Annotated in this window: 14 protein-coding genes; all 14 read left to right on the top strand. The window is 46.1% G+C overall.

All coding sequences use genetic code 11. The annotated features are described in order from the left end of the window. Positions 1 to 3 precede the first annotated feature (3 nt). The 14 genes from NST58_RS22165 (at position 4) to trpA (ending at position 12,893) form a co-directional block, all read left to right on the top strand. On the top strand, positions 4 to 864 hold the full coding sequence (locus NST58_RS22165) for a menaquinone biosynthesis protein (RefSeq protein WP_076218704.1): 861 nt from the start codon (positions 4 to 6) through the stop codon (positions 862 to 864). Next, positions 861 to 1,829: a polyprenyl synthetase family protein gene (locus NST58_RS22160; RefSeq protein ID WP_076127501.1), complete on the top strand. Its 969-nt coding sequence runs from the start codon at positions 861 to 863 to the stop codon at positions 1,827 to 1,829. The genes NST58_RS22165 and NST58_RS22160 overlap by 4 nt, the downstream gene beginning before the upstream one ends. A 99-nt stretch (positions 1,830 to 1,928) precedes the next feature. Further along, positions 1,929 to 2,372, top strand: coding sequence for a nucleoside-diphosphate kinase (ndk, locus tag NST58_RS22155; RefSeq protein ID WP_076127503.1), 444 nt, complete (start codon positions 1,929 to 1,931; stop codon positions 2,370 to 2,372). Between the two features lie 27 nt (positions 2,373 to 2,399). Next, the gene (locus NST58_RS22150; protein ID WP_036676236.1) at positions 2,400 to 3,203 is read left to right on the top strand and encodes a protein-glutamate O-methyltransferase CheR; all 804 of its coding nucleotides are present in this window, start codon (positions 2,400 to 2,402) and stop codon (positions 3,201 to 3,203) included. A 105-nt stretch (positions 3,204 to 3,308) separates the two neighbouring features. Further along, on the top strand, positions 3,309 to 3,470 hold the full coding sequence (locus NST58_RS22145; protein ID WP_169744788.1) for a hypothetical protein: 162 nt from the start codon (positions 3,309 to 3,311) through the stop codon (positions 3,468 to 3,470). Between the two features lie 192 nt (positions 3,471 to 3,662). Beyond that, positions 3,663 to 4,832 (top strand): chorismate synthase, encoded by a 1,170-nt coding sequence (gene aroC, locus NST58_RS22140; RefSeq protein ID WP_076134686.1) that lies wholly within the window; start codon positions 3,663 to 3,665, stop codon positions 4,830 to 4,832. A 2-nt stretch (positions 4,833 to 4,834) separates the two neighbouring features. Continuing rightward, on the top strand, positions 4,835 to 5,938 hold the full coding sequence (aroB, locus tag NST58_RS22135; RefSeq protein WP_076218705.1) for a 3-dehydroquinate synthase: 1,104 nt from the start codon (positions 4,835 to 4,837) through the stop codon (positions 5,936 to 5,938). Beyond that, a complete protein-coding gene (gene aroH / locus NST58_RS22130) occupies positions 5,932 to 6,306 on the top strand; it encodes a chorismate mutase (protein WP_076127508.1) in 375 nt (124 codons plus the stop codon). Before aroB ends, aroH begins: the two co-directional genes overlap by 7 nt. Positions 6,307 to 6,738: 432 nt before the next feature. After that, complete coding sequence (trpE, locus tag NST58_RS22125) at positions 6,739 to 8,304, top strand: anthranilate synthase component I (RefSeq protein ID WP_076127509.1); 1,566 nt, start codon at positions 6,739 to 6,741, stop codon at positions 8,302 to 8,304. Positions 8,305 to 8,345: 41 nt separating this feature from the next. Next, positions 8,346 to 9,386: an anthranilate phosphoribosyltransferase gene (gene trpD, locus NST58_RS22120; protein ID WP_175618936.1), complete on the top strand. Its 1,041-nt coding sequence runs from the start codon at positions 8,346 to 8,348 to the stop codon at positions 9,384 to 9,386. Then, positions 9,376 to 10,206, top strand: a complete 831-nt coding sequence (trpC, locus tag NST58_RS22115) for an indole-3-glycerol phosphate synthase TrpC (protein ID WP_076276711.1) — start codon at positions 9,376 to 9,378, stop codon at positions 10,204 to 10,206. Before trpD ends, trpC begins: the two co-directional genes overlap by 11 nt. After that, a complete protein-coding gene (locus NST58_RS22110) occupies positions 10,199 to 10,876 on the top strand; it encodes a phosphoribosylanthranilate isomerase (RefSeq protein ID WP_076276712.1) in 678 nt (225 codons plus the stop codon). The genes trpC and NST58_RS22110 overlap by 8 nt, the downstream gene beginning before the upstream one ends. Beyond that, positions 10,873 to 12,072: a tryptophan synthase subunit beta gene (trpB, locus tag NST58_RS22105; protein WP_076127515.1), complete on the top strand. Its 1,200-nt coding sequence runs from the start codon at positions 10,873 to 10,875 to the stop codon at positions 12,070 to 12,072. Before NST58_RS22110 ends, trpB begins: the two co-directional genes overlap by 4 nt. After that, entirely contained in the window at positions 12,069 to 12,893 is an 825-nt protein-coding gene (gene trpA, locus NST58_RS22100) for a tryptophan synthase subunit alpha (RefSeq protein WP_076127517.1), read from the top strand. The genes trpB and trpA overlap by 4 nt, the downstream gene beginning before the upstream one ends. Positions 12,894 to 12,930 lie beyond the last annotated feature (37 nt).

Raw genomic sequence — 12,930 nt, 5'->3', positions numbered from 1 at the left:
AGGATGGACAATAACAGCCACACCATCATCGGCAAAATCAGCTATACCAACTCATGGCCGGTATTTCACAATTTTCATCCCTCTGCATTGAAATATTCTGCAGAGATGGTGAGTGAGGTACCTGCCATTCTTAATCAGGGGATGAGCCGTGGAACTATTCATGTAGGTGCTTTATCCTCTTTTGCTTATGCTGAGGCCAGTGACAAATTATTACTTCTACCTGATTTATCGGTTAGCGCGGACGGTCCTGTGAGATCAATATTCCTTTTTTCCAGGGTGCCATTTGCTCAGATTGGCAGCGGTAAGATCGCTGTTACGAATACTTCTGCAACCTCGGTAAATTTGCTGAAAATTTTAATGGAAAAAGCTTTTGGCAATAAACCGGAGTATATTAGCGCTAATCCTGATTTGGATGACATGATGCATGAAGCGGATGCCTGTTTATTAATTGGTGATAATGCTATTAAGGCCTCATGGCAGGATCAAGGTTATATCGTTACTGATCTGGCTGAGGTTTGGAAGGAATGGACGGGCTTAGGGATGACCTTTGCGGTCTGGGCAGTGAATCGAAAGGCTGCGGAGGACAAACCGGAAGCTATTTCTGAGATTGCAGAGGCTTTTGCCGAGAGTAAAATGCGGGGATTGAGAGATTTAGATCCTATTGTACAAGCAGCTTGTTCTAACATTGGAGGAACAAAGTCTTATTGGGAAGGGTACTTCCGCAATTTATGTTATGATTTTGGAGAAAGGCAGCAGCAAGGTTTGAACCTCTATTTCCGCTATGCCTATGAGATGGGCCTGCTGCCGCAGGAAGTGAAGATGGAGATTTGGAGCCATAAACTGTTGACACGGGTGAAAGAATGAAACGACTGCAAATATTCGGATTACTGAACAGAGATATGGATCAGATTGAAAAAGAGCTGTACCGCAGTGTACAGGGGGATGACGATCTGCTTACAGAAACCTCCCTGCATTTATTAAAGGCAGGCGGCAAAAGATTACGTCCCGTATTTGTCCTAATGGGCGGGAAATTCGGTAAGTATGATCTGGAAAAACTGAAACGGGTGGCGATACCGTTAGAGTTGATCCATAGCGCTTCACTGGTCCATGATGATGTGATCGACGATGCAGAATTGCGCCGTGGTGAACTCACCGTGAAAGCAAAATGGGGCGATAAAATTGCCATGTACACTGGTGACTACATATATGCAAAAGCGCTGGTTATGACTACGGAGCTGAAGAATCCACGAATTCATCAAATTCTGTCTAAGGCGATGATCGAAATGTCGATCGGAGAGATGGAGCAGATTCGTGACTTTTTCAACAGTGAGCAAAGTGTACGTCATTATCTACGGCGTATCCGCCGCAAAACAGCCCTGCTGATTGCAGTTAGCTGCCAACTCGGCGCTCTTGCTGCTGAAGCAGATCCAGAAGTAGCTCGTTTGCTTTATAATTATGGATATAACGTGGGTATGGCGTTCCAGATTCGTGATGATTTACTGGATCTCTCAGGCACAGAGAAACAGATCGGTAAACCTCCGGGCAGTGATATGCGGCAAGGAAACATTACACTTCCAGTGATTTATAGTCTTGAGGATGAGCGACTGCGCGAGTCATTGCTTGAGGAACTGAAGTCTATACGTGAGGGACATAGCACGGTAGGACATGCGATTGATCTCATTCTTTCCGGAGACGGAATCGCCCGTTCTGAGGAGCTCGCTTCACGTTATATCGACAAGGCGCTGGCGGCGCTGGAACAATTGCCTAACAATAAGACTAAGCGCAATCTGCGCGATATTGCGTATTTTATAACAGGAAGAAGTTATTGATCTTCTGGTGAGATTGAAATTAAACGTTTCCAGAAAGCAATGTTTCTGTTAAGATAGCGTCAAAACAACCCTTCAAATGGGAAAATGGAGAGTGCTTCTATGGAAAAGACGTATCTGATGGTCAAGCCTGATGGAGTTCAACGTGGATTAATAGGGCGTATTGTTGCCCGCTTTGAGGATAAGGGGTTTAAATTGGTCGCTGCTAAACTGATTACAGTTAGTGAGGATCAAGCGAAAAGACATTATGCTGAGCATGCAGGCAAAGACTTTTTTTCAGAGCTGGTCTCTTTCATCACTTCAGGTCCAGTGTTTGCAATGGTATGGGAAGGCGATGATGTCGTAACTTTATCCCGGACACTCATAGGCAAAACAAAAGTTGGAGAAGCTCTGCCAGGCACGATTCGTGGCGACTTTGCCAGCCATACACCACTTAATTTAATTCATGGATCAGACTCGCCTGAAAGTGCAGAACGGGAAATTGCTAATTTCTTTGCTCCAGATGAACTGAATCAGTATAACAAAGACATCGCAGTCTGGATGTAAGGTCCAGGTGGGAGGCAGGGGATTAACATGTCTGATCGTAATGTTGCAGCATTAACAACAGATCCAGATTATAGCGGATTTATTCACAACGTTAAACAAAGCACCGGAATTGATCTGGCTCAATATAAAGAAGCGCAGATGAAGCGGCGTTTGACGACTCTTCGGATGAAGAATGGGTATCATACCTTCAGTGATTTTTTTGCAGCGATGATGAAAAATAAGGACTTATTTTATGAATTTTTAGATCGAATGACGATCAATGTCTCTGAGTTCTGGCGGAATCCGAATCGCTGGGAAGTTTTGCGGGATATTATCCTCCCTGACCTCCAGCAGTCGGGCCGCAAATTAAAGCTGTGGAGCGCGGCATGTTCTACAGGCGAAGAGCCTTACACGCTGGCTATGATTTTGTCGGACAAGAATATATTGGCGCAGACAGGTATTCTTGCCACTGATATTGATGATGGCGCTTTATCCAAAGCAAAGCAGGGTCTTTATTTGGAACGTTCTTTAAAGGATGTGCCGAAAGACGTGGCAGCACGTTATTTTACGCCGGAAGGCCCTGTCTTCAAGGTCAGCGATTCACTTAAGAAAAACATAGATTTCCGCAAACAAAATTTGCTCTTGGATAAGTTCGACGAAGGCTTCGATCTTATTATTTGTCGCAATGTAATGATCTATTTTACTGAAGAAGCGAAGAACAAGCTCTATCATAAGTTTTCGGCTAGCTTACGTCCGGGTGGTTATTTGTTTGTGGGCAGCACAGAGCAAATCTTTACACCGGCTCAATATGGCTTTGAATCGACGGAAACTTTTTTCTATCGTAAAAAATAAATACTTTTTGCTCCTTCGCCATTAACTTCAAAGGTATACTTTCGCAAAAGTTCAGTGATACTGGATAGTAGAATCTGTACGCTAAGTGAAAGGAAAGTTAAACCGATGGACAAAAGCAAGGTCATTGCCGCGTACAAACGAGGCTTTATCACCGTTCGTGAGTGCGGGCAAATTCTCGGTGTGGAAGAAATGCAATTGGAGCGCCTTCTGCAGCTGGAAGAGCGTAAGTCTACATTCCCTCCACCAAGCCAGCGGCTCGGCAGCTAACAAACTGAGGACCCAGCCGAGGAGCGCCATTCATACTCTTAAGGGTATGGATGGCGCTTTTTATTTCGGTATACATACAGTGTTTCTAGGGAGATCCCTTTCTTGTCAAAGCGGATTCCCTATACTATAATGAGCAAAGATCATAGGATTTTAGCGGTTTACAGTTTAAAAGTATAAAAGGGGGAAGACATCATGAGTTTACGCTATTTAACAGCGGGGGAAACGCACGGCCCCCAGCTAACGGCTATTATTGAGGGATTGCCAAGTAATTTAACTTTGGATTTTGAAGAGCTTAACTTTCAATTGCATCGTCGACAAAAGGGATACGGACGTGGACGCCGCATGCAGATTGAAAAAGATACGGCACAAATTGTAGGTGGAGTACGTCACGGCTATACTACGGGTGCTCCGGTAGCCTTGGTAGTAGAGAACAAGGATTGGACTCACTGGAAGAACATTATGAATATTGAACCTATTCCAGGCAGTGATGAAGAAAAACGCCGGGTAAATCGGCCGCGCCCTGGACATGCAGATTTGAATGGTGGATTGAAGTACAATCATACGGATCTTCGCAACGTTCTGGAGCGCTCCAGTGCCCGCGAAACCGCAGCCAGAGTTGCATGTGGCGCTGTAGCCAGACAGCTGCTGGCAGCTTTTGGTGTGAAAGTAGCAGGTCAAGTCATTCGCATTGGTGAAATTGAGGCACCTGCAAATGATCTGCCTATCGATGAGCTGATTGAACGGACAGAACAGTCTTCTGTCAGAGTTGTCGACAAAGAAACGGAACAGAAAATGGAGGCTTACATAGATCAGATCAAGGAAGAGGGCGACTCCATCGGTGGAATCGTTGAATGTATCGTCGAAGGACTGCCCATTGGACTTGGCAGCTATGTACAGTCAGACCGGAAGCTGGACGGTGCGATCGCTGGGGCAGTGATGTCGATTAATGCCTTTAAAGGCGTTGAAATCGGCATTGGATTTGAAGCGGGAAAATTGCGTGGATCGCAAGTCCATGATGAAATTATGTATGAAGCTTCTAAAGGATACTATCGCGCAAGCAATCGTTTAGGTGGTTTTGAAGGCGGGATGACGAATGGCATGCCGGTAGTGGTTCGTGGTGTTATGAAGCCTATTCCTACCTTGTATAAGCCACTTCAAAGTGTAGATATCGATACGAAAGAACCTTTTACAGCTCAAGTAGAACGTTCGGATGCATGTGCGGTTCCAGCGGCATGTGTGGTTCTGGAAAGCGTAGTGGCATGGGAAGTTGCCAAAGCATTTCTTGATAAATTCGGCGGGGATTCTCTCGAAGAAATTAAAGCGAACTATGAAAACTATCTTGCACAATTGGAGAGTTATTAATCATGCGTACAATCAATGTAGATTTGGGAGATCGTTCTTATCCAATCCACATCGGTAGTGGTCTGCTGCAGAACATTGGCCAGTACTGTGCTGAGGCTGGACTGTCCACTCGTAGCCCGCTACTGGTTGTGAGTGATAGTGAAGTAGCTCCACGGTATTTACCGGCGCTTGAAGAAGCTCTACGTCAGCAAGGTTATACCGTAGTAAGCCATATTATGCCGGCAGGGGAAGCATCCAAATCATTAACCGTGTATGAAGAGGTTATGACGACCGCGATTCAAGCGGGACTAGATCGTAACTCAGCGGTGTTGGCTTTAGGTGGCGGGGTTGTTGGTGATTTAGCTGGTTTTGTAGCAGCTACCTACATGCGCGGAATAGGATTTCTACAAATTCCAACGACGATTCTAGCCCATGACAGCAGCGTAGGCGGCAAAGTGGCTGTCAATCATCCACTAGCCAAAAATATGGTTGGTGCGTTCTATCAACCTTCGCTGGTGCTTTACGATTTGGATACCCTTCGCACGCTTCCGCCGCGCCAAGTCTCTTCTGGCTTAGCTGAAGTAGTGAAGCATGGTCTGATTATGGACAAAGAATTTGCATATTGGTGCCGTGAACATGCTGATGAGCTGCTTGCTTTGAATGCTGAAGCTCTCGGCTATGCCCTTGAGCGCGGTTGTGCGATCAAAGCTCATGTCGTGGCGAACGATGAACGTGAGCATGGACTTCGGGCGATCCTGAATTTAGGCCATACGATCGGCCATGCTATTGAAGCGGTTGGCGGATACGGTGTGTTTTTGCACGGTGAAGCGATTGCGATTGGTATGGCGGGTTCGGCGCTGCTGGCTGTAAAGCTTGGACGTGACCGATCCATCTATGAGGATACAGTATCTATGTTATCTGCACTTTCACTGCCTATACAGCTTCCTTCTGAATATGATGAAGAGGAGCTAATGGAAGCAATGATGCATGATAAGAAATTCAAAGAAGGCAGAATGACTTTTATTGTGCCTGATGCCATAGGAGTAGTTAGTATTGTAAACGATGTACAGGAATCGCTTGTGCGAGAGGTTCTGGCAGAGCTTAAAAAGGAGGGGAAACCGTGGTAAATCGAGGGATTCGCGGAGCAACTACCGTGATTAATAACGAAGAAACAGAGATTTTGCGTGAAACCGTTGTGCTGCTGCGGGAGATCGTTGAACGCAATAATGTTATAGCTGAGGATATTAGCAATGTATGGATTACGATGACCAATGATCTGGATGCTACTTTTCCGGCAAGAGCCATTCGTGAGATTGAGGGCTGGGAAATGGTGCCGCTTATGTGTTCAACCGAGATCCCGGTCAAAGGCAGCCTGCCGATGTGTATCCGGTTAATGGTGCAGTTTAATACGGATAAATCACAGCGTGAGATCCGCCATGTGTATCTGAATGAAGCTCAGAAGCTTCGTCCGGATTTGTCGCAGAGTAAGTCTTAAATTTGAGTTGTGGGTTGTCAATGACCCTTGTCATCATGTATAGTGTAATTAGCCGAGTATAGAAGAGTTTAGTTGAGTTGAGATGAGTATAGTTGAGCAGAGTGCAAGAAATTTTTGCGAATATAAGAAAGTATAAGCTTTGTTCTATACATTCTTATATTTCACGCATATACGCTTACCGTCCTTATAAGGATGCTGAAGACGTTTATGCCTGATTAGCAGTTTTTGTGTACGCAGAGTCTTTATTTTGATATATACTGGAGTGTTATTTCACATCCGTGATGTATCTTATTTAGAGATAAGTCTGTAGGCACAACATAACGATGCTGATCATTGCTCAAAAACATATACTTACTTACACAAACCCTCTACTTTGGTAGAGGGTTTTTCTGTGTTTCGGAAAGATTTATATAACCAAGGGGGCATCTAAAAATGACGAATCCGAGTGTTCAAGAGGTGGTAAAGCTGTCGCAGGATTATAATCTGATTCCTGTTGTGAAGCGGCTGCTGGCTGATATGGAAACACCTATCCGGTTATTCCAACGTTTTGCTGAACGTGACCGCGCGTTCTTACTAGAAAGTGTAGAGGGTGGCAAACAATGGGCCCGGTATTCGTTCATCGGCAGCGATCCCTTTTTAATGATATCGGGAAAAAAGGGTGCGATTAACGTAGAGATCGACGGTAAGAAAAAACAGCTGCATGGAAAGCCGATTGAGGAGCTTAAGGCGCTGCTTCGTTCATACCGTAGCCCTAAGCTGGATGAGATGCCGCCATTTACTGGAGGAGCGATCGGATTTTTTGGATATGATCTGCTGCAATATTATGAGAAGCTTCCTGAGCATCCAGTAGATGATCTCCAAATGGATGATATCCGGTTTATGTTCTGTGATCGCATCATTGTTTTTGATCATGTGAAACAACAAATTCTCCTAGTTGGCAACCTGCATGTTAAAGACGGTGATACGGACTCAGATATCAAATCCAATTACGAAAGCTTAAGTCGTAAGCTTGAGGATATGGCCGAAGAGCTGCAGAAGGAAGGGCCTAAGGAAAATGTGAACCGCCGCAGCATTCCGCAGGATATTGAGCTGGGTGAGATTCATTCCAACCTGACTAAAGAACAATATATCAACAACGTAGAACAAGCGAAGGAATACATTCGGGCTGGCGATATTTTTCAAGTGGTGTTGTCGCAGCGCCTGCATATTGAAACGGAAGTTTCTCCACTGCATGTATACCGGATGCTCAGGACGCTTAACCCATCTCCATATATGTATTATTTGAAAATGGATGAAGAGATTATTGTTGGAACCTCACCGGAAGCGCTCGTAAAGGTAGATGGAAACCGTGTGGAGACACGGCCGATTGCCGGAACAAGACCAAGAGGTGAAAGTGAAGCTTCGGATCGTGCTTACGCCGCGGAGCTGCTGGAGGATGAAAAAGAACGTGCAGAGCATTTGATGCTAGTTGATCTAGGTCGTAATGATTTAGGAAGAGTGTCCAAATTCGGTTCTGTAAAATGTGATTCCTTTATGGAAATTGAAAGATACTCTCATGTCATGCATATGGTTTCGAATGTGTCAGGCACGCTTAGCGAGGATAAAGATTTCTTTGATGCCTTTCTCTCCTGTCTGCCAGCCGGTACTGTCTCAGGAGCACCTAAGCTACGGGCAATGGAGATTATTGCTGAATTGGAGCGAGAAGCCCGTGGTGCTTATGCGGGGGCGATTGGATATTTGGGATTCTCGGGAAATATGGATTCATGTATCACCATCCGTACAATCATCTTCCGTAAGGGCAGAGCATATGTGCAGGCTGGAGCGGGTATCGTTTGGGACTCAGTTCCGGAGAAAGAGTATGAAGAGACGGTGAATAAAGCGAAGGGCATGCTAAAAGCTATTCGTATGGCAGAGGCTATGTTCCCACCCGAGATAAAAGAGAAACAAGTCATCAATCAAGATTACATGTACGCATATACCCCTGAACAGGTGGTTTGATTAATAAAAAAGATTACATTAAGGCTGGGAGGATGAACATTATGGATGCAACAAAATTGATACAATCAGGAATCGCTGGACTAATCGAAGGCAAAAGTCTGACACGTGTAGAAGCACGGGATATAATGGGCGCAATCATGCTGGGAGAGGCTTCACAGGCACAAATCGGATCACTGCTAACCGCTTTACGGATTAAGGGAGAGACCGTGGAGGAGATTACGGGGTTTGCGGAAGCCATGAGAGGTTTCGGCACACCTGTCCTTACTGAAAAAGCGCGTCTGCTAGATACATGTGGTACGGGCGGTTCCGGCATCCATAAGTTTAATATTTCTACCGCCTCAGCGATTATTTCATCAGCGGCTTCGGTACGAGTTGCCAAACATGGCAACCGCTCAGCTTCCGGTAGAGCAGGAAGTGCAGATGTACTTGAAGCTTTGGGCGTCAACATTCATCTGAATGCGGATCAGGCTCGGGAATGCTTGGATCGAATCGGCATTTGTTTTTTATTCGCACAAATCTATCATCCTTCGATGCGGCATGCGGCAGCACCGCGTAAAGAGCTTGGAGTGCGGACGATTTTTAATATGCTTGGTCCGCTTACGAATCCCGCTGGTGCTGACCGTCAGCTGCTGGGGATTTATGATCGGAATAAGACAGAGACGGTGGCTAATGTACTGAAGGAGCTGGGGTCCAAGCGTGCGATGGTTGTTAGCAGCTTGGATGGTCTGGATGAAATCAGCATCTCGGCCCCTACATTAGTGTCTGAGCTAAAAGAGGGCATCGTAACCACGTATGAGGTAACGCCAGAGGCATTAGGTCTTAACAGACATCCATTGGAAGCTGTGCTGGGTGGAGATGCAGCTGAAAATGCGGCGATTATTACCTCGGTCCTTCAAGGGCAGATGAATCCTTATCGCGATATCGTTCTTGCTAACGCCGGAGCCTGTATATATGTTGCTGGTCTGGCAGATACCATGGCCGGAGGCGTAGAGAGAGCAAAAGAAGTAGTGGATTCAGGCAAGGCACTATCCAAGCTTAATCAGCTTGTAGCTATGACGGAGGAACTTAATTATGTATCTTGATAAAATTGTCGCGACTAAGATTAAAGAGGTTGAACTGCTCAGTAAAAACTTTTCGCTGGCACAAGCAGAGCGTGATATTGCGCTTCTTCCGGCAACAAGAGGCTTTCGTAAGGCTCTGACCCAAGGGAAGAACAGAGATATGGGCTTGATCGCTGAGGTGAAGAAGGCTTCTCCTTCCAAAGGGTTGATCCGTGAGGATTTTGATCCTGTTTCCATTGCAAAAGGGTATGAAGCTGGAGGTGCAGATTGCTTATCTGTTCTGACGGACACAGAATATTTCCAGGGCAGCGCAGCTTATCTGCAGCAAGTGAAGGAAGCTGTAAATCTGCCGCTGCTTCGCAAAGATTTTATTATCGATGAGAAGCAGATCTACGAAGCACGTCTTCTCGGAGCGGATGCCGTGTTGTTAATCGTCGCTATTTTGACACCGGCACAACTATCTCATTTTATAGATATAGCTTCAGGGCTTGGATTGGATATCTTGATTGAGGTGCATGACCGAAATGAACTGGCGGTTGTACTGAGCACAGAAAAGATAACCCAACCTAACGTCCTGCTAGGAATTAATAACCGTAATCTACGTACCTTTGAGACCTCTTTGGAGACAACAGCCGAGCTGGCAGCTCTTGTGCCGCAAGGTGTTCCAGTGATCAGCGAAAGTGGAATTTCCGGGTCAACAGACATCGACTACTTAAGAACTACTGGTGCTCACGGAGTGCTCGTTGGGGAGTATCTAATGCGTCAAGCTAACGTAGAGGATGCGGTTAACGGTTTGCTCGGTGAGCTTCCTAATGGAAAGGACCGTGTACGGCATGGCTGAGACATTAGTAAAAATCTGTGGACTTCAGGACGTTGAAGTGCTAAAATCTATGTTACACTTACCACTAGATTATATCGGATTTGTTTTTGCACCTAGCCGCCGGAAGGTATCCATAGAGCGTGCTGCCGAACTGATTGCAGAGCTTCCAAATTGGAAGACTGGTGAAATTCCTAAGGCTGCCGGGGTTTTTGTTAATCCGGAGCTGGATGAGTTGAACGAATTGCTGTCTGTGGTGCATTTAGATGTAATTCAGCTTCATGGACAGGAGAGTCCAGCTTTTTGCCAGCAGGTTCGCCGAGCTTATCCACAGGTTCAGGTATGGAAGGCACTGTCCGTTGCGGATCAAGAGCGGGATAAAGCTGAAAATGAATATAGCTTGGAAGATTACGCAGCTGCAGTAGATGCGGTTTTATTAGATACTTATGATCCATTGCAGAGTGGCGGCTCCGGCCGAACGTTCGCTTGGAATAAATTACCTGCTTACCAAGAAATTGCAGTACAACATGACTTGCCCTTGTTTGTGGCTGGAGGGCTTCATTCAGATAATGTTGGTGAATTGCTTGATACCTATGCCCCGTATGGGGTAGACGTGTCGAGTGGAGTAGAGACTGACGGCATTAAGGATATTCAAAAAATGACAGCTTTTGTGGAAAGGGTGAAGCAATCATGATACAAGTACCGGACCAGCATGGACGTTTCGGTTCATTCGGAGGCCGCTTCGTGCCCGAGACTTTGATGAATGCATTGATTGAGTTGGAGGAGGCTTACCGTAAGTTTTCGGCAGATCCAGCTTTTCAGGAAGAAATAGATTATCTATTAAAGCAGTATTCCGGACGGGAGACCCCGCTGTATTATGCGGAGCGTCTGAGCAAACATCTGGGAGAAGCTAAAATATATCTGAAGCGTGAAGATTTGAATCATACAGGTGCCCATAAGATTAACAATGCGATTGGTCAAGGGATTTTGGCCAAAATGATGGGAAAAACGAAGGTAATCGCTGAGACGGGTGCGGGTCAACATGGTGTAGCCACAGCTACAGTTGCAGCTTTGCTAGGTATGGAATGTAAGGTGTTTATGGGGGAAGAGGATACACGTCGCCAGGCCCTTAACGTATTCCGGATGAAGCTGCTTGGTGCAGAAGTGATTCCCGTTACTTCCGGATCGCGTACTTTAAAAGATGCCGGCAACGAAGCGCTTCGCTACTGGGTTAGCAATGTAGACGATACCTTCTATATATTGGGTTCAGCTGTAGGACCACATCCTTATCCGATGATGGTCCGTAACTTTCAGCGGGTTATTGGGGATGAAACACGGCGCCAGATTCTGGAGGCTGAAGGAAGGCTGCCGGATGTGCTCGTAGCTGCTGTAGGCGGTGGCAGTAATGCCATCGGTATGTTCTATCCATTTGTTGAGGATGAAAATGTCGGTATGATTGGTGTAGAGGCGGCTGGTAAAGGCATTGATACCCCTTTTCATGCGGCAACAATGAGTAAAGGAACTCATGGCGTATTCCAGGGATCGATGAGTTATCTCCTGCAGGATGAGCATGGACAAGTAACAGAAGCACATTCCATCTCCGCAGGCCTGGATTATCCTGGTGTGGGTCCTGAACACTCCTATCTAAAAGATATCGAACGCGCAAAATATGTCCCGATTACAGATGCAGAGGCGCTAGATGCACTGAAGCTGCTATGTGTAACGGAAGGCATTATTCCAGCGTTAGAATCGGCGCATGCGATAGCACATGTTGTAAAAATGGGTCCAACCCTTACTAAGGATGACATTGTTGTCATCTGCCTGTCAGGCCGGGGAGACAAAGACGTAGAATCCATTATGGCGTATACAGAAGGGAAGGGAACTGAATGACAACCCAAACTACAAACCGGATGGATTTGGTATTCCGGAAGCTAAAAGCTGAGAACCGGACCGCATTGATTCCTTTTCTGACTGTTGGAGATCCGGATTTGGAGACTACTCTTGCCATCATCACTGAACTGGAGACAGCAGGGGCAGATATTCTGGAGCTTGGAGTACCATACTCTGATCCGCTTGCAGACGGCCCTGTAATTCAGCGAGCATCTGCCCGGGCACTGCGGGGTGAAGTTCACCTGCGCACTTGCATGGAGACCGCGTTAAAGGCTCGTGAAGCCGGCAGCAGTTTGCCATTTATCTTGTTTTCTTATTACAATCCTATCCTGCAAATGGGTCTAGATACGTTTTTTGCTGATCTGAACAAGCATGAAATTAGCGGACTTATTATCCCGGATCTTCCCGTTGAGGAATCAGCGGAGATGCGGCGCCGTAGTGATGAAGTTGGAGTCAACCTCATTCCTTTAGTTGCACCAACCTCAAGCGAACGTATTGCAAAGATTGTATCCGGTGCGAGCGGTTTTATCTATTGTGTATCTTCATTAGGGGTGACTGGAGAAAGATCCTCTTTCCATGCGGATGTAGAAGCCTTTATTGATTCCGTTCGTCAAGCTACGGATCTGCCAGTGGCTGTAGGATTTGGGATCTCTACTGGCGAACAGGTTGCCCGTTTTGCTCAGATTTGCGATGGTGTTGTAGTAGGGAGTGCCATTGTCCGCAAAATAGAAGAGGTAATCCCGTTGCTCGATCATCCTGCTACGCGGAATGAGGGACTGTTGCAAATTCGAGAATTTGTGGCACAATTAAAAAGACCATAACAGTGTCATTCTGACCTGTGTATAGTGGAGTAATCAA

Origin of the sequence: Paenibacillus sp. FSL R10-2796, from assembly GCF_037965315.1 — a bacterium.
Taxonomy (GTDB): Bacteria; Bacillota; Bacilli; order Paenibacillales; family Paenibacillaceae; genus Paenibacillus_AQ; species Paenibacillus_AQ odorifer.
Note: the sequence above shows the minus strand (reverse complement) of the source record. Positions and strands in the feature narration are given on the sequence as shown.

Coding starts and splice junctions, on each gene's coding strand:
- NST58_RS22145 (WP_169744788.1), top strand. CDS start 3,309: ATGGACAAAAGCAAGGTCATTGCCGCGTACAAACGAGGCTTTATCACC.
- trpD (WP_175618936.1), top strand. CDS start 8,346: ATGGATGCAACAAAATTGATACAATCAGGAATCGCTGGACTAATCGAA.
- NST58_RS22160 (WP_076127501.1), top strand. CDS start 861: ATGAAACGACTGCAAATATTCGGATTACTGAACAGAGATATGGATCAG.
- trpB (WP_076127515.1), top strand. CDS start 10,873: ATGATACAAGTACCGGACCAGCATGGACGTTTCGGTTCATTCGGAGGC.
- ndk (WP_076127503.1), top strand. CDS start 1,929: ATGGAAAAGACGTATCTGATGGTCAAGCCTGATGGAGTTCAACGTGGA.
- trpE (WP_076127509.1), top strand. CDS start 6,739: ATGACGAATCCGAGTGTTCAAGAGGTGGTAAAGCTGTCGCAGGATTAT.
- aroC (WP_076134686.1), top strand. CDS start 3,663: ATGAGTTTACGCTATTTAACAGCGGGGGAAACGCACGGCCCCCAGCTA.
- NST58_RS22165 (WP_076218704.1), top strand. CDS start 4: ATGGACAATAACAGCCACACCATCATCGGCAAAATCAGCTATACCAAC.
- NST58_RS22110 (WP_076276712.1), top strand. CDS start 10,199: ATGGCTGAGACATTAGTAAAAATCTGTGGACTTCAGGACGTTGAAGTG.
- trpC (WP_076276711.1), top strand. CDS start 9,376: ATGTATCTTGATAAAATTGTCGCGACTAAGATTAAAGAGGTTGAACTG.
- aroB (WP_076218705.1), top strand. CDS start 4,835: ATGCGTACAATCAATGTAGATTTGGGAGATCGTTCTTATCCAATCCAC.
- NST58_RS22150 (WP_036676236.1), top strand. CDS start 2,400: ATGTCTGATCGTAATGTTGCAGCATTAACAACAGATCCAGATTATAGC.
- trpA (WP_076127517.1), top strand. CDS start 12,069: ATGACAACCCAAACTACAAACCGGATGGATTTGGTATTCCGGAAGCTA.